The organism is Telluribacter roseus (assembly GCF_017355915.2).
Lineage (GTDB): Bacteria > Bacteroidota > Bacteroidia > Cytophagales > Spirosomataceae > Telluribacter.
Genome location: NZ_JAFEUV020000005.1, coordinates 219,755 through 240,498, shown reverse-complemented (window position 1 = coordinate 240,498; position 20,744 = coordinate 219,755). Strand labels below are relative to the sequence as shown.

The window sequence follows — 20,744 nt, the reverse complement described above, 5'->3', positions numbered from 1 at the left end:
GAAGGGCACTCCTTAGTTGGTTTCGTTTTCGTTTCCCTGAAAACGTGGTGCAAATATGGGGGGTTGAAATGTATTATGCAAGCCCTCTTCTAAAAAAAAATACAAGTTTTTTCCTACTTCCTCAATCTCAGATATTTGCCACACAAACTTTTTTTGGGCGCCTGTAAAGGCCACCTGCCCTACCCTGACCTACTTTTTTGTACTTTTGAAAATTCAAATGTCACTTCATATAATTAACACATGAAACACCCCCTTCTTAGCTTTTTCCTATTATTAACCCTGCTGGGATCAGTCTTCACCGAGGCTGCCGCCCAGAACCCCACCCCGGAAGAATACCTGGGGTATACCTTAGGTAGTAAGTTTACATTTCATCACCGGGTAGTTGATTACGTGCGTACCCTGGCGGAGAAAAATCCGACCCAGGTTAAATTAATCCCTTATGGTACTTCGTACGAAGGCCGCCCTCTGCTGGTAGCGGTAATCGCCACTCCCGAGAATCTGGCCCGTATCGAAACCATCCGTACCAACAACCTTAAGAGCATTGGCCTGCTGGAAGGCAAGGCCACCGGCCCCGTACCTGCCATAGCCTGGATGAGCTACAATGTACACGGTAACGAGGCGGTATCGTCCGAAGCCGTAATGCAGGTCATGTATGAGCTACTCAACAAGAGCAACCCTACTACCCAGGGAGTACTGAAGAACACGGTCGTGATCCTGGACCCCTGTATCAACCCCGATGGTCGGGATCGCTACGCGCAGTGGTACAACCGCGTGATGGCCGTAGGATCGGATGCTACGCCTTTCTCGTGGGAGCACAACGAGCCCTGGCCCGGCGGACGCTACAACCACTACTACTTTGACCTCAACCGTGACTGGGCCTGGCAACAGCAGAAAGAGTCGCAGGAGCGTGTGAAGCTATACAACCAGTGGATGCCCCACCTGCACGCCGACTTTCACGAAATGGGCTCGGGTAGCTCGTACTACTTCCCCCCGGCCGCGCGTCCTTTCCACAAGGATATTACCTCCTGGCAGCGTGAGTTTAACAACACGCTGGGCGAATACAGCCGCAAGTATTTTGATAAGAACAGCTGGCTGTACTTTACCCGTAACAACTACGACTTGTTCTACCCCAGCTACGGCGACACCTGGCCTACCTACAACGGAGCCATCGGTATGACCTACGAGCAGGGCGGCGGTGGACGTGCCGGCTTAGCCCTGGCCCGCCCCAACGAAGCCGATACCCTGACGCTGACCGATCGCATTGCTCACCACTTCGCTACCAGTATGTCTACGCTGGAAGCTATCTCATCCCGCGCCGAGAAGACCGTTAGTGAATTTGTAAAGTACCACGAAACGGCTCGTACCAACCCGATCGGTATCTATAAGACCTACGTAGTAAAGACCAAAGGTGACGAAGGCCGGGTGAATGCGCTGCGCGAACTCCTGGACAAGCAGGGAATCAGCTACGGGATGGTAGGTAAGGACCAGAATGTACGCGGAACAAACCTGGCTACGGTATCGGACGAAAACATTAGACTGGAAAGCAAAGACCTCATGATCAGCGCTTACCAGCCTAAGTCGACCCTGCTAAAGATCCTCTTCGAAGCTCGCCCTGAACTCGAAGACTCCGTTACCTACGATATTACCAGTTGGGGACTCGCCTACGCCTATGGGCTAAGAGCCTACGGCCTGAAAGATCGTATGAACCCGGTAGCGTATACCGCTGACAAAGCCACTAACTCAGTACCCGCAACACCTCCCTACGCGTATCTGGCTCGCTGGAAGTCGTTCGGAGACCTGCAGTTCCTGGCCGAACTCATGAAGAAGAACATCCGTCTGCGTACCTCTAACGTTCCGTTTGAGATCAATGGACAGCAGTACGACGCCGGTACTCTGGTCATTACGCGTAAAGGCAACGAAGCCCTGGGTACGAACTTTGACCGTACGCTGGTTGACATTGCTAATAAGTACCAGGTAGCCCTTGTCCCGGCTGCTACCGGGTTTGTGGGTCAGGGTTCGGACTTCGGCTCGTACGATGTACCCGCCATGCGGGCTCCCAAAGTAGTGGCCGTATCGGGCGATGCCGTATCGGCTATGGCTTTTGGTGAAGTATGGCACTTCTTTGAGCAGCAGATCCACTACCCGCTCACCGTAGTAGAAGGAGAAGAACTAGGTCGCCTTCCCCTCAACCAGATTGACGTACTGATACTCCCTACCGGCAACTACGGCCGCATCCTGAACGACAAACTACTGAGCGACCTGAAAGACTGGGTACGTCAGGGAGGTAAGCTGATCGCGATGGAAGGTGCTATCAATGCATTCGTGGATAAGCCGGATTTCAACCTGAGGCGTAAGAAGTCAGATGATAAAAAGGACGGTGAAAATCCGCTGAAGCAGTATGCGAACCGCGAGCGCGAAGCCGTGAGCGACGAAACCCCCGGTAGTATCTTCCGGGTAAAACTGGACCCTACGCACCCGCTGGCGTTTGGCTACGGAGATAGCTACTACGGATTAGTTCGTAATACCTATAACCTCGACTACCTCACCGACGGCTGGAACGTAGGCTACCTCAACGACAACTCCTACCTGGCTGGCTTTGTAGGCCGCAACGCCCGTCAGCAACTCAAGAATACACTGATCCTGGGCGCTCAGGAAATGGGAGAGGGGCAGGCAATATTCATGACTGACAATCCGCTTTTCCGTGGCTTCTGGTACAACGGCAAGCTGATGTTCGGTAACGCAGTTTTTAGATAATATAGTAGCGTACTGATACCGTACCCCTGCTCCACCCGGGCAGGGGTATTTTTTTATCCGGATAGGTACTACGTTCTGCGGGGCTGATCCTACCCTTCGGGCTGTTCATCCGACGATTGGCGCACGGTAATATTTCAACTTACGGAGGTACCTACCACCTTTGTTGCATCACCACTATCAAACACCAATAGCCATGATCAACAAAGAGAACACTGACCTACTTCTGTTTCTGATTACACTGGTAGTCACCCCTATCTTCTGCCTTAGGCTGTACCGGCACCCCCTGTTCAACCAGAAGAAGGGCTTTATCATGTACCTGTCCTTTCTGGCCATGTACCCCCTGATCAATATGATCGGGCACATCGTAGCCATCAGCATCTTTACGTATTTGAGCATTCAGGATGGTACCTTTATCTACACCTTCCGCACGTATTCGCTCCAGTTGTACGGGGTGGTTTTTGCCTTAATCAATGGCTACACCCTCGCCTGTATTAAACAACTGAGTCGTGGCAACTGGCACCTTTATAAGTCGATAGTCAGAATGAATGGGTTACAAATTGTACTGATCTTCCCATCTTTCTTCCTGAACCCGCTGGCCCTTCTTCCCACTGCTGCTTCCCTGCTTATCATTATCAGTCTGGCAGTAGCAAAACGTAAAAGTGAAAAACAGGAAAAATACAATCAAATATATAAGCCCACTCCTGTTGAAATAGCCTGATCTATTGTACTTTCGGTGTATTCAACAGCTCATTGATAATGAATTTTTGCTACGGCCCCTATGGTAAAGCTCCGGATGGAAAAGCTACATGATAACAGATTCCGGCTAATCGGAATGCTGGTCCAGAACCTGATCTTCTTCCTGTTTTTTTACCTGCGGCTCATCGTGGAGCGGGGGGAACCGGCGCTCAAAGTCATCGGCTGGCAGCTCCTCTTCGTGGCCGTCATCTGGGAAAGTACGCGCCTGGCTATCCGCATCACCCGCAGCCGCTATCCGGGTATCAACCCCATTCGTCAGCGTATTCTGGCCCTGGCCGCCCTATTGCTCCTGGTGGCGGTAGGGGTAGGTAGCTGGCATGTGTGGATGGAACGATGGCTGGGGTTCTGGCCGGTGGAAAAGCAGACAATCTACAACTTCCTGTACAGCATAGGCATGACGCTGTTCTTCAGTCAGTTGATTGCGTGTGTATACGAGGCCTTCTACTACCTTGAACAGTGGAAGAAATCAGTACTTATGTCCGAAGAGCTGGAAAAACGGGCCCTACAAAGCCGGCTGGACTCTCTGAAAAACCAGGTTAGCCCCCACTTCCTGTTCAATAGTCTGAACTCGCTGACGGCGCTGGTGGAGGAAGACCCCAAGCGGGCCATTCAGTTTATTGGGGAGCTTTCGGCGATTTACAGGTACCTGCTGCAAAGCAATGAACAGGAGCTGACGACGCTTTCGAGGGAACTGGACTTTATTGATGCGTACATGTACCTGCTCAAAACCCGATTCGAGGAAGGGCTGTACCTCACCAAAGAAATAGATCCCGACCTGTGCGACTACCTGATCCCGCCGCTTACCCTGCAGATCCTGATTGAGAATGCCGTAAAACATAACATGATATCTGAGTCAAAGCCACTCTATATCAGAATCTACACCGACGAAGCCAACAACCTCATTGTCACCAATAATCTGCAGAAGCGGAAGGCTAGCGTCCAATCCCACAAGACCGGACTGGTAAATATCTCGGCCAAGTACGCGTTACTGAATCAGCCGGATATTATTATCAGCGAAACGGACACGCATTTTCAGGTAATCATTCCCCTACTCACCCCTGCCCGTCATGAACTTAGTCATCGTTGAAGACGAATCCATTGCCGCCCGTCGTCTGCACAAAATGGTACAGGAACTTGACCCTGCCATCGAGGTAGTGGCAGTACTTGATAGCATTGAGAAAAGCGTCAACTGGTTTCGTCAGCATCCAGCGCCCGACCTGATGCTATTGGACATTGAACTGGTAGATGGTCAGAGCTTCGAGATATTTAATCAAGTAGAGATCAAATGTCCCGTCATTTTTACCACCGCCTACGACGAATATGCGATTAAAGCGTTTCGGGTCAACAGCATTGAGTACCTGCTCAAGCCCATTCAGGAAAAGGATCTGGCAAGAGGCCTTCAAAAGTTCAGGGAGCTAAAAAGTATCTACGCGGACAGGCAACCGGCTCAGGTGAACATTGAAGCCTTACTGCAGGAGTTAAGAGCACACAGCTCCCCCTCCAGTACCACTTACCGGGACCGCATCCTGGTGAAGCAGGGGCAGCGCATGTTCCCCATTACGACCAGTGAAGTAGCTTACTTCTTTACGAAGGAAAGGCTCGTATACGCCTGTACCCGCGAAAATCGGCAGTACCTGGTAGACTTCACGATGGATGAGCTGGAGAAGTCGCTGGACAGCCGGCACTTCTTCCGGGCCAACCGCCAGTTTATTGTAGAGTTTAAAGCCGTAAACCGACTGAATCCGTACTTTAACGGTAAACTCAAAGTAGCTCTATCGCCCGCCCCGGACGAAGAGGTGATCATCAGCCGGGATAAAGCCACCGAATTCAGAAGCTGGCTGGGCGGGTAGAGCTTACGCAGGCCGCCAGCGGGGCTCCACCCACAGAGCCGTAAAGCAGAGCACCAGCAGCACCAGCCACAGCCAGTCGGGTACCCTGGCCAACCTGTCCCGCTGACCGGAGGACTGTGTTGTGGATAACGCCGGGCGGTACTGCGCATGAGCACGCAGATACTCCCGCACCTGACGCGTTTGTCGTACCTGAGCCATGCTCTCCTTATGCTCTACATATATCTCCGTAGAATCCGGCAGGCTCATCCAACCCGGCTGCCCGGGCAGATAAGTACCTACTGCCGTGAGAGCATTAAGGGGAGAATAGTGCAGGTGCAGCGTATCAGCTCCTAGCTGGGCCGTAGCAGACGGCTTAGCGAAGTTATTGAAATACAAAGGTTGTCGGATGCCGCTAAAAAGGGGTGCCTGTACCTGGATATTCTCCTTGCCGGAAGGTTGTAACTCGGCAAATACCGCTGTCCATAGGGCTTTGTAGGCCGTACTATCGCCACTTAGCTGCAGGGGGAAGGTCTCGGTCAGCAGACTCACTCCTACCTTTCCGGCTGTACGCTGAACCGCCACCGGAAGCGTTGGTACCTGGGTCTGAAGCAAGGATTCACCAAATGTATACGGCAGGGCCGTCAGATTGGTACCTACGCTAACGGTACTTTCATTGCTCGTCTTCCTGACCCTCCACGAAGTACCCAGCGAGCGATTGAGGGTATTGGTTTCACTGGCCGGATCGATCAAATTCATAAACAGCACGCTCCTGCCGTCGGCCATGGCCTTTCTGACCAAGGGATGCGACGCATGTCCGGGATCTGTGATAACGACATCGACCTCCCCCTTACCGGCAGTATTGATGCGAAGGCTGCTGCGCATGTCCCTGGAAGGCGTGGCGGCTACCTGTACGTGATGCCCCTGCTTTCCCAGCCAGTGGGCCAGGGTCCGGCTTTCAAAATCAGGACTATCCAGTAAGAAGTGGAAATGGAGAGGTAGGGCTGGTCGGCTGTAGTATCGGAGCGTATCCAGTACCAGATCATCCAGCTCAAGCAGGGTTTCGGTTCGGCCTTCCGAAAAAGCAGGAAATTCCAATTGAAAAGTATTTTCTCCCCTCTCTAACCGTACACTATCCAGCGTGTGGTTGCCGAAGCGAAGCCGGAGCCATTGTTCTTTGGAAGACAGAATAGAACCCTGAACACGCTGCTTATCCCCCCTCCTGACTACACCCTTCCAGCCCAGGTCCTGCCATTGATCCGGTCCCATGTAGGGTACCCAGCGGAGCGACCGGTCACTGAGCTGCCCCAGTACCTCTGGCGGGAATGCCTGACCTACCAGTACTACCGAATCTGCTGCCCCGCCATTTTCCTGTGCCTCCAGAAACTCATCCACCGTGAGGCTTTCCCCAATCCCCAGGCTATCCTGTACCCACCTGACAAAATCAGCCGGTACATCATCTGCTACCAGGAGTACCTGATCTGAGTCGGTATAGGTGGTCCAAACGGGCTGAAATACGTACCCTACCAGCACCAGCCACAGCGTCAGGTTGAGGGCTATGCGTAACCACCTCCGTCTGGGGTTCATTGCTCTCTGGCGGAGTACCAACCCTACCTGCACAACGGGCAGCAGGAGCAGGAATAGTACCAGGAGCCAGTCTATAGGAACCGAGGAATCAAACGTATGTATAAAATCGAATTGGATCATTTTAAGTTATTCCAGAATGCTTTTTGCAGCTTCTTTTCACTTGTATGGGATGCCTGAGCGGGCGCCATGGGGCCAATCAACGTATACAATCGTAATTTCAGTTCCTGCACCTCCGAAGCCGATAGCTCCCTGCCGGTCGATAGCTTTTGCAGTCCCGCCAGTACCGACCATCCCCGCAGCTCTCCAGTGGTGATGCGGGCAGAGAGCAGATTACCTAGCTGTAGTACTTTCTGCTTTTGTTGCGGTGATAAACCTTTTTGGCCAGCTCCGCTATCCACCATACCCAGTACCTCACCCGCCAGTTGGGCCAGCCGCTCCTGATCGTATTTGTGTTCCTGTTCGAAGAGCGCGTTTACCTTATTGTACTCACCGGTCAGGCGGGTTTCCTTTTCTTTGATGGGGGGTGGGTCAAAACCACTCTTCTTCACAAAAGTGCGGGCTTTATGCTGGGCCGACTTGAGGTACTCCAGCGCTTTATGCTCAAAGGGCAGGGCTTCTTCCGGTTCGTACAGCCGCAGGTGCAGTTCCGATTGCCACATTTGCTCCAGCGCCATTTTGAGCAGACTGCGCGTCGACTGCTCGTAGTACGTATTGAGCTCCCCATCGTCGTGCGCGTGCACATACTGCTCCATCAGGGCCGCCAAAGGGTCCTGCTGCTCTTCAGCGTGACTGTCGTGATGCTCGTGAGCATGCGGCTCGGCCTGGGGTACATGATGGTCCTCCTCTCCCGAATCGTGAGCATGCCTGAATCCTTCCAGCAAGTCTCCTTCGGCCCCTTCGGGAAAGGCTGCTCCTCCCCCGATCGATGTTTCAAACTCTTCACCCAGGTACTGTCCGTAACGTAGCCGAAGTACTTTCTGGTCGAAGCCTATCTCGTTGGAGGCGCTGTTGAACTGCTGCTTCGTGAGCTTTTTCTTTTTCGCAATCAGCTTCTCGGTATCAATGATGATCTGGCGCTGGCTACGGAAGTACTCCGGCATGACATTCACCGCCATGGTAGCCAGTTCCGACTCTTCCAGGCGCGCAGTATCCTTGTACACGATGAAGTAGGTATCCGATTTGGCAAAATTGGCTTCGGGCTCCCGGTTATCAAAAGCGGCCCAGTAGTAGTATAGTTCATCACCGGGTGCAAAGTCCAAGGCTTTCAGGTCAATGGTTTTGCTTAGACGGGCCTGCTTGAAGTTAGCGGGTGCAAGCGGGAACTTCACCTCCCGGAATTTGACGTTTTCACCCGATCCCCGTGCTACGGTAGCAACGATGAAGGCCTGACTTACCAGAAAATCGTCCGAAATCTGAGCGGAAACCGTGACCGTTTTGGGGTCCTTCAGGAAGTGGTAAGCGTACAACTCTTTTGATGTAGGCTCAATACGCGGGCTCAGGTCAGGTTGCGCTTCCAGCCTGTACCACTCCGACTGGTACACCAGGGAATCGCCTCCGGTGGGTAACCGCCAGTAGGCCCTGATAGAGTACAGGCCAGGACTAACCAGCCGGTCCCTGTATTCAAAGTGGTCATCTTTTTTAGCAAAAGGCACCTCTTCCCCCCGCCCATTGGCCAGCCTGACCACGAGCTGCTCCTGGCCTGTAAACCGAAGCTGCCAGGTCAGGGAGGAGCCACTTAGAGCCGAAATGTTCAGCTCAGATGATTCCTGTGAAGGAAGTCCGGTATAGGCGGGTGGTTGTACCAGTACCTTGGCAGATCGAAACTGAGGTGCCTTTTCACCCCGCTTCGCGGTTGCCTGTTGGGCTTCTACCTGGTTTACGGTCGCTACGGAAGATTGATCTTTGAGTATAGGTACCGATATACGCAGTGCTACCGCCACCACCAGGAAGACCACAAAAGGACCTACACCCGCAAAAAGTACATTGGGGAGCAGTACTCCCTGTGTTCTCTCCACCAGGCGTTCCAGCTGAAGCTGTTCAGCAATGTTAAGCTCCGGCTTTTCCAGCAGGTGCAGGCTGTACTCAGTATCCCCCACCTTCTGGTGCAGGATCTGTACTGCCAGCGGCTTTTTGTTCTGGTAGATCTTGCTCCGGTACACGCCCCCTGCCAAGCCCACTAAAGCAGCCATTCCGATAACAAAGGGTGAATCCGTAAAGGCCGAGGCAACCAGACCGATCGACAGCGCCAACAGGATACAGATTAACAGCGCCTGCGCGTACAGTTGATATTGAATGGATGCTATACTGCGTTGCAGCTCTTTCATGCGTTTTTTGTTAAAGCTACCCAACGCTCCAGCCCCACCAGCAGGATGAACAGCAACAGTAAAGCTTTCTGTACCTGTTCACCAGAATCGGCAGTCAGAGCCTCATCCCTTTCACTCTTTACAAAGAGGGCCTTCAGCTCCCGCTCACTCAGCGAACGTACCCTTTTCTGGAGGCTATACTGGCTTACCAGTAGCTCACCCAGCCACTCGGGTAGCTGTCCGTTGGCTACCAGTTCGGAAGTTTGGGGATGCAGTGATTCTCCCGTGTACACCACGTTCGGAAGGGTATTTATTGAGATATTTCCGATGTTATACTCTTTACCACCGTTAGAAACCACGTAAATAGACCCGACAGGAGGGGTAACAGGGGCTCGGTCCGTGAACACCCAGTCGTATCTTTTATGAGACTGCGGCTCTTTATCTATTGCCATGGGCAGGTTGAATACCTCCGTCAGGGCCTTCAGTGCGGCCTCCACTATTCGCTGCTGAACCTGATCCGTATAGTCCAGCCTTACTGCCAGACTTCCTCTATGAATAGGCTTAACCTGAAAACGTTTGGCAGCGGGTAGTGTAGGTCCGGTAGTCAGCCGGTTGTCTGTATTTATAAATAATTTCTGACCATTGGACAACTCTACATACTCCTGTACTGGTCGGCGGGAAGTATCGGCTACGGCGTGAAGCTGAAATCCGGAAGGTACCTGAATGAATGGCAGACTAGACAACTCCTGCTGGTTGAGCAGATAGAGGTGTAGTTCAGCCGCTTTATCAAGCCTCTCTGTTTGTCGGAGCTGGTTAATAGCCGCCTGAATCTGTAGCGAGTTAAGGCTTTGTGCTTCTGGCAGCGCCGTGAGCTCCTGTACTTCGCTTACAGGGGCATGTATCCAGTACACCTTCTCCCCTTTCTTCAGGGCCTCTTCCAGCTCAAAGCGGTAGTTGTCGGTCACGTAAGGATCGGGCTGTACCAGGTGAATTTGTTGGGAAATGGGGGTTGTACTCCACCGGTCCAGTACCGGACGGCTCAGGAGCAGGGTCAGTACCAGCAGTACCAGACACCGCAGAAGGAGCAGCGGCAGGTTATCCAGTCTGAGCCCACGGTGTTGCTGCTGGTTTTTGGTCAGGAGCCATTGGGTAGTAGCCCAAGCCAGTACCTTTCCCCGCTTCTGGTGCCAGAAGTGGATCAGGATGGGAATGGCTATTGCAAGCGCTCCCCACAGCATGACCGGTTGTAAAAGCTCCATCAGAATTGGCGTCGGGTCAAAAAGTCTTTTAGTACCAGGGCTACCGGATCGGTAAGTCGTACCCGGATCAGGTGAACGTGCGGCAGGTGCAGCGACTCGTCCAGCTTGCTGAGGTACTCCGTCGCGGCCTGCTGGTACGAAGCTCTCACGGCCTCAGCTTGCAATTCCACCTCCCGTCCTGTCTCCAGATCGTGGAAGCGGTAGAACCCGCTCAGCCGGAAGTCCAGCTCCTGCTCACCCAGCAGCTGAAAAATAACAATCTCCCTCCGCGGTCCAGCGATATGTTGGATCAGCTGCAACCATTCGTCCCCTACCTGCAGGAAGTCTGACACCATAACGAGCAGCTCTTTCTGCTTCTGTTGAAAGTCCGGAAAAGCCGGATTGGCATGGAGCCATGGGCCCGAGGCCTGCGCGTTTTCCAGGGCGTAAAGTATTTTCTGAAACGACTGTTTGCCTACAGGCACTAAGGTCTGCAGGTCTCCCTGGTGCAGGGTGTACAGGCTCATCTGATCGCTCTGACGGTAGCCCAGGTACGCCAGTGAGGCCATGATCAGCTTCGCGTAATGCAACCGGCTTATGCCCTCTTCTTCGTAGTTCATGGAGCCCGACAGGTCCAGCAGAAAGCGAATGTGCAGGTTACTCTCCGTGGCCGACTCCCGCACCAGATGCTTATTCGTGCGGGCGTATAGCTTCCAGTCGATTCGCTTGGGGTCGTCGCCCGGCTCGTAGTGGCGGTACTGCTCAAACTCGGTACCTGATCCCGAGCGCTTACTGGCATGAATACCCAGCATCAGCTCGTCACTGACCAGTTTGCCGGCCAGTTGCAGGTTATTCAGCTTGATCAGTTCCGATGCCAGTAGTGCCATGCTTCTCGTTCAACCTTTACTTTAACAACTCCTTTACTACATCATCGGTTGTGATGCCTTCGGCCTCGGCCCGGAAGTTCATCGCGATCCGGTGCCGCAGGACTGGATAGGCCAGTGTCTGGATATCTTCCGGAACTACTGCGTAGCGGGCATGTAGTACCGCCCGGGCTTTGGCACAAAGTACCAGCGCCTGCCCCGCCCTTGGACCAGCACCCCAGCTGCACCACTGCTTCACAAAGGCCGAGGTAGTACCCTCAGGACGAGTAGCCCGGACCAGCTGGTTGATCATGGTCAATAATTCTTCACTTATATGCACCTGCCGGACCAGTTGCTGCAGGTCCGCGATCTCCTGATCAGTCAGAATGGTCTGGAGCCTGGGTACTTTGGTACCGGTGGTAGTTCGGAGTACATCCAGCTCTTCCTGCTCGGAGGGGTAGCTGAGTTTGATGTACAACAGGAATCGGTCGAGTTGGGCCTCGGGTAGCGGATAGGTACCAGCCTGCTCGATGGGGTTTTGGGTAGCAATGATCAGGAAGGGCCGGGGCAGCGGGTAGTCATTCCCTCCGTAGGTCACCTTGTACTCCTGCATGGCTTCCAGCAGGGCCGCCTGGGTTTTGGGTGGAGTCCGGTTGATCTCATCGGCCAGTACTACATTGGCGAAGATGGGCCCCTTGTTGAACTTGAAAAATTTCTTTCCGGTCTCGTGATCTTCTTCCAGTATCTCGGTACCTACTATATCGCCCGGCATCAAGTCGGGGGTAAACTGGATACGCTTAAAACTCATATCCAGGGCCTCCGACATCGTCCGGACCATTAGGGTCTTAGCAAGGCCGGGTACTCCTTCCAGCAGGCAGTGCCCACCGGCCAGCAATGAGATAAGTATTTGATTAATAGCATCCTGCTGCCCAACTATCACCTTACCTATTTCCTTACTTAACAGCGGTAGCTTTCCTACCAGAGATTTATAATGCGTCAGTTCCTGGGTTTCCACGATTATACGGTTAGTGCGTAGGTGACAATATTGACACCAAATTTAGTATTGTCTTCGGCCAGAAAGCGTTTGTTCCGGAAGTCGTAGTCCCACTCGCAGCCATAGTCTTTGTTGCTGTACAGAACTCCGATGCGGCCGTTGATGGTAATGGCTTTGAGGTAGTCATGGACCAGGTCGTCGCCCCAGCCATTGAGTTCAAAAGAAGTAGTAGGCGGCCCCTCTTCAAACTTAAAAAAGCAGGTATACAGGGGGTGAGTATTAGGGATCTTCTGCAGGGCCTTCGGGCCAAAGGTCCGGTACATTTCTTGTTCAAAGGATTTGGCGAACAGACCGTCAATATCATGGTTGCAGTCGTCCACGAACACAAAGCCCCCGTTCTGTACGTAGCGACGGAAGTGCTCCCGCTCCTGACTCGAAAACTCCACCAGCTTATGGCCGCTCAGGTAGCAGAACGGACTCCTGAAAATATCATTACTGCTAAGCTGTACTACCCGCTCCTTCTGGTCAACCGGTATGGTGGTATACTGCACCAGCGAATGCATCAGATTGGATGGCATCCGCTGATCAGTATCCCAGTTTCCTGAATTGTATTGTATGCGGGTAAAGAAAAACGGCTTCAAAACAGACTACTCTTTTATGAATAAGAATTACTCAGTAGAGCAACGATGGATGTGTACCCGCTCTTATTCAGATACTAGTTTTTATAGCAACTTTAACTATATAACTATTTGATATTCTTGCAATAATACTTCTACCATTAAAGCTACTACTATACCGCATCCGAAAGGGAGGTAAAGGTAAACTCCCGGATCTTCATGGGCGGGATCAGGTAGTTGGTTTCGGTCTCGGTACTTACGACCCGCTCCGGCTTACCCAAGGCTTCCAGGTTGTTGAGCATGATGATAGGGCTTTCGTTGAAACGGAAGTTCTTGACCGGATGCTTGATCTTGCCGTTTTCGATGTAGAACGTACCGTCACGGGTAAGGCCCGTAAGGAGTAGCGTCTGCGGATCTACGGAGCGGATGTACCAGAGCTTGGTAACCAGTATACCCCGCTGGGTGGATTTGATCATATCTTCCAGCGACTGATTTCCTCCCGCCATGATTACATTATTCGGATTAGGTACCGCCTTCACCCCCTGCTTTTGGGCCCAGAAGCGAGAGTAGGCCAGGTTCTTTACCACGCCATTCTCAATCCAGCTTACCTTTTCCTGCGGACGCCCGTCACCCGACCAGGGCGAAGCCGGTAGTTCGGGATGGGTAGGATCTGAATAGATGTTCACGCGTTCGTCAACGATCTTCTCCCCCAGCTTGGTCTTACCGCCCGTCTTGCTCAGAAAGGAGCGTCCTTCGTCAGCGCTCCGGGCATCCATGTTATAAAAGACATTCTCCAGGAGTACCGCGGCCGCGGTAGGTTCAAGTATCACAGTATATTTGCCCGGTTCCAGAGCTCTGGCTCCTGCTGATCCCCGCGACTTCGCGATGGCAATGCGGGTAGCGGCGGCGGTATCCAGCTTGGAGAAGTCACTGTATCCGCGGGCTACATAGCCCGAGCCGGTTCCATCTTCGGTACGTACCGTCAGCGAGTAGTTGACATTGGTGCTGGGGTAGTAGGCAAACAGGCCCTTGGAGTTCATCATGGCTGAGAAGCCACGGATATCCTGCAGGAACCCCGCCGCAGTCAGCTTAGCATCCCGGGTTAACTGCAAGCTCTTAGCCACGGCATCCGCACGTGTAGCCGGGGTTATACTGGCGGTAGAATCGAAGAAACCATTCGACTTCAGGTATTGCTGGGGGCCAAGCACCCCTACGTACTCCGGATTTTCAGGGGCCAGACGAGCCAGTTCCTCCGACCGGCGTACCACTTTTTCGATGGAGGCCTCATCAAATTCATCAATGCTGGCGACACCTACTCTTTTACCAAAAGCCGATTGGACCGACAGGTTGTGATTAGTCGTTGATCCACTGGTTGATACTTCGTTACGGGCATAGCGCAGGTTGCCCCGCTGCTCACCCAGTAGGTTCACCACACATTCGTCGGCTTTGGAGTAGCTGAGCACCTTCTGCAGGAGTGCCTTAGCGTCCGATTCTGATAGTATGATAGACATGTTGTTGCTGATGTTGGGATTAAGGAATTAGATCTTACGAGCGGTATTAATTACGTTAACACCGTTAAAACGGGCGGTAGAGCTACCGTGTGACACGGCACTCACCTGCATGGGCTGGCCTTTTCCGTCGAAGAATGACCCGCCCAGGCGATAATCCCGCTCATCACATACCTTCACGCACGAATTCCAGAACTCCTGGGTATTGGACTGGTAGGCCACGTCTTTGAGCATACCGGCTATTTTGCCATCCTTGATCTCGTAGAATAGCTGCCCGCCAAACTGGAAGTTGTACCGCTGCTGATCGATGGAGAAAGAGCCGTCCCCGATGATGTAGATGCCCTTCTTCACATCCTTAATCATATCCTCCACGGACAACTGCTCTTTGCCCGGCGCCAGCGAAACGTTGGCCATCCGCTGGAACTGTACCGAGCCCCAGCTATCGGCGTAGCAGCAGCCGTGCGACTCTTTTTCACCAATGATAGCCGCCTGATCCCGAATGGCCTGGTAGTTGACCAGGGTACCATCCTTCACCAGATCCCACTGCTTGGTCTTTACACCTTCGTCGTCCCAGCCTACGGCACCCAGCGAGCCTTCCTGGGTTTTATCGGCAAATAGAGTTACCTGATTGCTGCCGTAGTTAAAGTCTTTGGATTTCCACTTATCCAGGGTAGCGAACGAGGTACCGGCAAAGTTGGCTTCGTAGCCCAGTACCCGGTCCAGTTCCAGCGGGTGCCCTACCGACTCATGGATGGTGAGCCACAGGTGCGAGGGGTCCAGGATCAGGTCGTACTTGCCGGCCTCTACCGACTTGGCCGTTAGCTTCTGCTTGGTCTGCTGAGCGGCGGCTATGACATCTTCCAGCATATCGTACCCCTTGCCGTAGCGGGTCGTGATACCGGTCACTCTGTCTTTGGGATTGGTCTGTAAGTACTCGTACCCCATACCCATGGGAGCGCTGAGCGACTGACGGGTCTCGAACTTGCCCGATTTGGGATCAATGGAAGTAACGTTGAATACCGGCCAGATACGGTGAACATCCTGATCGATGTAGGAGCCATCCGACGAGGCAAAGTACTTTTGCTCGTTAACCATGAAGAGCACCGAGTTGACGAAGTTGGCACCGTTTTTCATGGCGGCGGCATTTACCCCCAGCAGCAGGTCCACCTTCTCCTGAATGGGTACCTCAAAGGCATTCTTCTGGATGGGCGCTTTCCAGCTTACCTCGCCGTAGCCTTTCTGAGGGGCCAGTTGTACCGGCTCTTTCATAAGCTTGGCGTTGGCTTTGGCGATGGCTACCGCTTCCTCAGCGGCGCGGGCGGTCTGGGCCTCATTCTTGGCATCTACTACTGCTGCGAAGCCCCAGCAGCCATCCGCGATTACGCGTACCCCTACTCCGTACGACTCAGTATTGACAATGTTCTGCACTTTGTCTTCGCGGGTCATGACGTACTGATTCAGGTAGCGACCTATGCGTACGTCGGTATAGCTGGCTCCTTTGGCCTTGGCTGCATTCAGGGCAGCGTCAGCCAGGCGTTTCTTTATGGCTACGTCCACACCAGAGGTTAAGAGTTCCTCCGGACTAACGGGACGGCCGGATACAGGTATAGTGGGAAGCATGAATGCTCCGGCCCCCATACCGGCTAGTTGGATAAAATCTCGACGATTCACGGCTAGGTTTTCGTGTTTATGTTTATAGTTAAGGATCAGGCTGCTACTACATCAAAGTATCAACCTACTCATTCTAAATTGGTTATCTGCCTGCTATTAACCATCTAGTTTAAGCAAAAATAGCAGAGGCAGCTATCATAAAAGTATATATGGGTTATTCTGACTGTGAACGGTATGCCTCCCAATCAGCAGAGCAGCAGCCATCTGGCTTGATGGCTACCACTCAGCCGGCTCTGATTATACCGCGTCAGAAAGAGAGGTAAAGGTAAAGTCGCGGATCTTCAACGGAGGTACCATACTGCCGTTGACGCGCACAGGCTTGCCCATGGCTTCGAGGTTGTTGAGCATGATGACCGGACTTTCGTTGAAGCGGAAGTTCTTGACCGGATGCTTAATTTTACCGTTTTCGATGTAGAACGTACCGTCGCGGGTAAGGCCGGTATACAGGAGCGTCTGCGGATCTACCGCCCGGATGTACCATAGACGCGTGACTAGAATTCCTTTCTCGGTATTTCGGATCATATCAGCAAGTGACTGCGTACCGCCGGCCATGATAATGCCCGACGGAGAGGGAACAGCCTTCACGCCTTTTTCCTGCGCCCAATACCGGGAGTAGAACATGTTTTTAACGACTCCATTCTCTACCCACATGACTTTCTCCTGCGGTCGTCCGTCTCCCGCAAAAGGCGAATCCGGATTATCGACGCTGGTGGGGTCCGAGTAAATATTCACCCGCTCATCAAAGAGCTTTTCTCCCAGTCGGGTACCTCCTCCTCGCTTACTGAGGAAGCTCCGGCCTTCGTCGGCGTTGCGGGCATCCATACTCCGCATCATGTTCTGCAGCAGGTCAATGGAAGCCGCCGGTTCCAGGATAACGGTGTACTTACCAGGTTCCAGGGCGCGGGCGGTGGTAGAGGTCAGGGCTTTCTGCATGGCCACTTCGGTAGCGGACCGGGTATTGAGTTGAGCCGCGTCGTTAAAATCCCGTTTAGCGTAGCCGGAGCCCAGTCCATCATTGGTTCTAACGGTGATAGAAAAGTCAACAGAGGTAGCTTTGTTGTAGCCAAAGAGGCCCTTGCTGTTTCCGATGGCCGAAAATCCCGCTGTATCCTCCATATAACCCGCTGCGGTAAGGTTTTTCTTGCTGCAGGGATCAATGCTGTCAAAAGCGGCCTGGGCTCTAAATGCGGGATCTATTTTGGCAGTACTCTCGAAATACGTAGGCGTTTCGAGGTACTTCTGCGGTCCGAGCATAGGTACATACTCCGGGTTCTCGGGTGCCAACCGGGCTATCTCTTCAGCCCGCCGTACGGTCTTTTCCAGCGAGGCATCATCAAACTCGTTGATGGTGGCTGTGCCCGAACGCTTCCCGTATACCGCCGTAATAGACAAGGAAAGATTGTTGGTTTCACCACTGGTGGAAACAGAGTTGCGCGCGTAGCGGATATTGCCGGTGCGGCTACCATTCAGGTTCACGCTCATTTCGTCGGCTTTAGAGAAAGCCAGTACTTTATCTATGATCTGCTTAGCTTCTTCTTTGGTTAAGATCGCCATAGTGATTACTTGTCGAGGAGTTATATTTTTCTTCCGGTGTTAATGACATTGACGCCGTTGAAACGGGTCGTGGAGCTACCGTGCGAGACGGCACTCACCTGCGAAGGCTGTCCCTTTCCGTCAAAGAATGAGCCGAAGGTGCGGTAGTCGTCCTGGTCACACAGCTGGGCGCACGAGTTCCAGAACTCCTGCGTGTTGGACTGGTAGGCCACATCATCCAGCATCCCTACTATTTCGCCATTTTTGATCTCGTAGAATAGCTGCCCGCCAAACTGGAAGTTGTACCGCTGCTGGTCGATGGAGTACGAGCCCCGACCAATGATATAGATGCCTTTGTCTACGCCTTTGATCATATCCGCTACATTCCGCTTTTCGGTACCTGGTTTTAGAGATACATTAGGCATGCGCTGAAACTGGATAGAGCTCCAGTCGTCGGCGTAGCAGCATCCGTGTGATTCTTTTTCACCAATGATGGCGACCTGGTCGCGGATAGCCTGGTAGTTGACCAGTATACCGTCTTTGATCAGGTCCCACTCCTTGGTAGGTACTCCCTCATCGTCGTAGCCTACGGCGCCCAGGGTATGCGGCTGCGTTTTGTCCGCTACTATGTTGACGAGCTTGCTGCCGTAGTTAAAGTTTTTGGTCTTCCACTTGTCCAGCGTAGCAAAACTGGTACCGGCGTAGTTGGCCTCGTAGCCCAGTACCCGGTCTAGTTCCAGCGGGTGCCCTACTGACTCGTGGATGGTGAGACCCAGGTGATTGGGGTCAAGTACCAGATCGTACTTGCCGGGCTGTACAGATTTGGCCGTGAGCTTCTCGCGTGCCTGCTTGGCCGCCATAATGGCGTCCTCTACCATATCATACGACTTGCGGTAGCCTACCAGTCCGTTAGGGCCGGGTATCTTTTCCGAAGCCAGTCCATCCAGGTACTCGTAGCCCATACCCATGGGTGAGCTCAGGGCATCGCGGGTTTTGAATTTTCCGGCTTGCTTATCTATGGCCGTTACGGTAAAGGTCGGCCAAATGCGGTGTACATCCTGGTCAATGTAGGAGCCGTCGGTGGAAGCAAAGTACTTCTGCTCATTAATAAAGAATAAGTTAGATGTAACAAAGCCGGCCCCGTTTTTCATGGCCTCACTATTTACCTTCATCAGCAGATCTATCTTTTCCTGTACGGGTATCTGAAAAGCATTTTTGGTCAGCGGTGTTTTCCAGCTTACTTCCCCTACTCCCTTCTGCGGGGCCAGTTGTACCGGTTCCTTCTGGATTCTGGAATTGGCCTTGGCGATGGCCACGGCCGTTTCGGTGCACTTGGCTATGCCTTCGGGTGTCACGTCGCTGGTAGCCGCAAAGCCCCAGGTACCGTTGGCTATCACCCGGATACCCACACCATACGACTCAGCGTTTACGATATTCTGGACTTTGGTCTCCCGCGTAAACAGGTACTGCTGCAGGTAGCGTCCGATGCGTACGTCGGCGTAGGTGGCTCCTTTGGATTTGGCGGCATTGAGGGCTACGTCGGCCATCTTTTTCTTGATGGCTACATCGGCGCCCGGTTCCAGCAGTTGCTCAGCGGTTACCGACCGGCCCAGTACAGGTACCCCTGCCTCCAAGGCGGAGGGAACCATCATGGCACCCAGTCCCAGACTTGACAACTGGATAAAATATCTTCTATTCATGCACGTAAAGTACTTTGGTAGTTAGTTTGGATTAAGGAAGTGATATAACGTATTTGTATGTCAGCTTGTACTTATAAATGAGCTATAGTATTAAAACAAAATAGCTAAAAAAGCTCGTACTACTGCTCTCTAACATGCTTTTCTATTGTAAAACAAGCTGTGAAGCTACTGATTATTCTTAAAGTAGCAAAAGTTAATATACTAATTCTTAGGGCACGAAAAAGGGCGCATGTAGGTGCGCCCTTTAAATTTAGCGAATGTGCCAGTCAGTTTGATATTCCTTACTAGAATGACAACTTCAAACTAACCTGGTTTAGAGATAGCCCCATTCGGAAATCTACTTTAGGTGGAGTAGCTGCATACAGATTGGAGTTATAAAGAGCTACTGCTTCTTTGGCGTGCTTGGTATAAGCAGATGAAAAAGGTATTGATACCCCAATTAATCCGGCTCCTACTCCCGCCATAGTCCAGTTAGGAGTACCAGCTCCTATCATGGATCCTAATTGCCATCCGACCAAAAAACCACCAGCATAGGCTATAACAGAAGCTACTCCCTGGTTGCTCCTGGCCCTTTTCATATGCTGGTAAGCCGCTGGGTTATTACTCGTAAGTTGTAAAAGCTGTTTGGGAGTTAATGGATTCCCATTCAACAAAAACTTGGTACCTCCCTTCTTTCTCACTTCAATCGAATCTTTTTGTATCTGAGCAAAGCCTGAACCTGAATGAAACAGTATAAGGGAAAAGATAAACAAATAAAATACTTTCATGTAAGGAGGGTGAAATAGAATTATATACTAACTAAATACTCATTAAAGAATTGACCGTAGGTCACTACTCGTAAGCCAGCTCCGAAAAACGCTGGATGCGGCACTTGAAGCGCGGACGCTCCCCTTTGGGTACTATCACGATCAGGGTGTTGGTTACGCTCTCTCCGTTGCGCAGCAGGTATCCTGCCGGTACGTTGACATTGCGGTAAACAGTCTTGCCTTCGGCGTTCTTCTCGGGCTGGCGATAGGGTACAGTAAAGGGACGGGCTTTGAGATTAGCCCCCTTAGAAGTGAGTCGTTTGCCGGTAGCATTCAAACATTCAAACCGGGCAATGGCTGAAGGATCCCCCTCAAACAGCGTCGACAGATCGTTACGCTGGAGGTAGATCAGTTGACAGCCGCTGTTGTTACGGGCAAAGATACTTACCTCATAGCGGGAGTAGTCGCTCTCGTCGCGCTCGTTGGTAATGGCATAGGAGTACTCAATCCCGTTATCAACGGTGGGCTTGTCCTCGGCCACGTCCAAAAAGGCCTGACCAAAGGAAGCAGTACTCACTAAAAGGCATAGCAAGGGTAGTAGTGCTTTCATAAGCAATCGTGTTTATGGTTAGAAAAGTAATTATTTCA

General features: G+C 52.3%; 16 protein-coding genes. 4 read left to right on the top strand and 12 right to left on the bottom strand.

What is annotated here, in order from left to right; all coding sequences use genetic code 11:
• Positions 1-240 precede the first annotated feature (240 nt).
• The 4 genes from JTN23_RS12005 to JTN23_RS11990 all read left to right on the top strand — a co-directional run bounded on the left by JTN23_RS12005 (position 241) and on the right by JTN23_RS11990 (position 5,360).
• Positions 241-2,754, top strand: coding sequence for a M14 family zinc carboxypeptidase (locus tag JTN23_RS12005; RefSeq protein WP_247235072.1), 2,514 nt, complete (start codon positions 241-243; stop codon positions 2,752-2,754).
• 193 nt (positions 2,755-2,947) lie between these two features.
• On the top strand, positions 2,948-3,472 hold the full coding sequence (locus tag JTN23_RS12000; RefSeq protein WP_247235071.1) for a hypothetical protein: 525 nt from the start codon (positions 2,948-2,950) through the stop codon (positions 3,470-3,472).
• Between the two features lie 75 nt (positions 3,473-3,547).
• The gene (locus tag JTN23_RS11995) at positions 3,548-4,597 is read left to right on the top strand and encodes a sensor histidine kinase (RefSeq protein WP_247235070.1); all 1,050 of its coding nucleotides are present in this window, start codon (positions 3,548-3,550) and stop codon (positions 4,595-4,597) included.
• Entirely contained in the window at positions 4,578-5,360 is a 783-nt protein-coding gene (locus tag JTN23_RS11990) for a LytR/AlgR family response regulator transcription factor (RefSeq protein WP_247235069.1), read from the top strand. The genes JTN23_RS11995 and JTN23_RS11990 overlap by 20 nt, the downstream gene beginning before the upstream one ends.
• Before the next feature lie 3 nt (positions 5,361-5,363).
• Here JTN23_RS11990 and JTN23_RS11985 read toward each other — a convergent pair whose 3' ends face one another.
• The 12 genes from JTN23_RS11985 to JTN23_RS11930 form a co-directional block, all read right to left on the bottom strand.
• On the bottom strand, positions 5,364-7,043 hold the full coding sequence (locus JTN23_RS11985) for a hypothetical protein (protein WP_247235068.1): 1,680 nt from the start codon (positions 7,041-7,043) through the stop codon (positions 5,364-5,366).
• Positions 7,040-9,247: a DUF4175 domain-containing protein gene (locus JTN23_RS11980; protein WP_247235067.1), complete on the bottom strand. Its 2,208-nt coding sequence runs from the start codon at positions 9,245-9,247 to the stop codon at positions 7,040-7,042. The genes JTN23_RS11985 and JTN23_RS11980 overlap by 4 nt, the downstream gene beginning before the upstream one ends.
• Positions 9,244-10,485, bottom strand: coding sequence for a BatA domain-containing protein (locus JTN23_RS11975; RefSeq protein ID WP_247235066.1), 1,242 nt, complete (start codon positions 10,483-10,485; stop codon positions 9,244-9,246). The genes JTN23_RS11980 and JTN23_RS11975 overlap by 4 nt, the downstream gene beginning before the upstream one ends.
• Positions 10,485-11,351, bottom strand: coding sequence for a DUF58 domain-containing protein (locus JTN23_RS11970; protein WP_247235065.1), 867 nt, complete (start codon positions 11,349-11,351; stop codon positions 10,485-10,487). Before JTN23_RS11970 ends, JTN23_RS11975 begins: the two co-directional genes overlap by 1 nt.
• Before the next feature lie 16 nt (positions 11,352-11,367).
• Complete coding sequence (locus JTN23_RS11965) at positions 11,368-12,342, bottom strand: AAA family ATPase (RefSeq protein ID WP_247235064.1); 975 nt, start codon at positions 12,340-12,342, stop codon at positions 11,368-11,370.
• A gap of 2 nt (positions 12,343-12,344) precedes the next feature.
• Positions 12,345-12,962 (bottom strand): DUF4159 domain-containing protein, encoded by a 618-nt coding sequence (locus JTN23_RS11960; RefSeq protein WP_247235063.1) that lies wholly within the window; start codon positions 12,960-12,962, stop codon positions 12,345-12,347.
• Between the two features lie 149 nt (positions 12,963-13,111).
• Positions 13,112-14,449, bottom strand: coding sequence for a TldD/PmbA family protein (locus JTN23_RS11955; protein WP_247235062.1), 1,338 nt, complete (start codon positions 14,447-14,449; stop codon positions 13,112-13,114).
• A gap of 27 nt (positions 14,450-14,476) precedes the next feature.
• Positions 14,477-16,117, bottom strand: a complete 1,641-nt coding sequence (locus JTN23_RS11950) for a TldD/PmbA family protein (protein ID WP_247235061.1) — start codon at positions 16,115-16,117, stop codon at positions 14,477-14,479.
• 237 nt (positions 16,118-16,354) lie between these two features.
• Complete coding sequence (locus tag JTN23_RS11945; protein ID WP_247235060.1) at positions 16,355-17,671, bottom strand: TldD/PmbA family protein; 1,317 nt, start codon at positions 17,669-17,671, stop codon at positions 16,355-16,357.
• 20 nt (positions 17,672-17,691) lie between these two features.
• The gene (locus JTN23_RS11940; protein WP_247235058.1) at positions 17,692-19,350 is read right to left on the bottom strand and encodes a TldD/PmbA family protein; all 1,659 of its coding nucleotides are present in this window, start codon (positions 19,348-19,350) and stop codon (positions 17,692-17,694) included.
• A gap of 284 nt (positions 19,351-19,634) precedes the next feature.
• Positions 19,635-20,117: a hypothetical protein gene (locus tag JTN23_RS11935; RefSeq protein ID WP_247235057.1), complete on the bottom strand. Its 483-nt coding sequence runs from the start codon at positions 20,115-20,117 to the stop codon at positions 19,635-19,637.
• Between the two features lie 64 nt (positions 20,118-20,181).
• The gene (locus JTN23_RS11930; RefSeq protein WP_247235056.1) at positions 20,182-20,706 is read right to left on the bottom strand and encodes an ABC transporter permease; all 525 of its coding nucleotides are present in this window, start codon (positions 20,704-20,706) and stop codon (positions 20,182-20,184) included.
• Between the last annotated feature and the right edge of the window lie 38 nt (positions 20,707-20,744).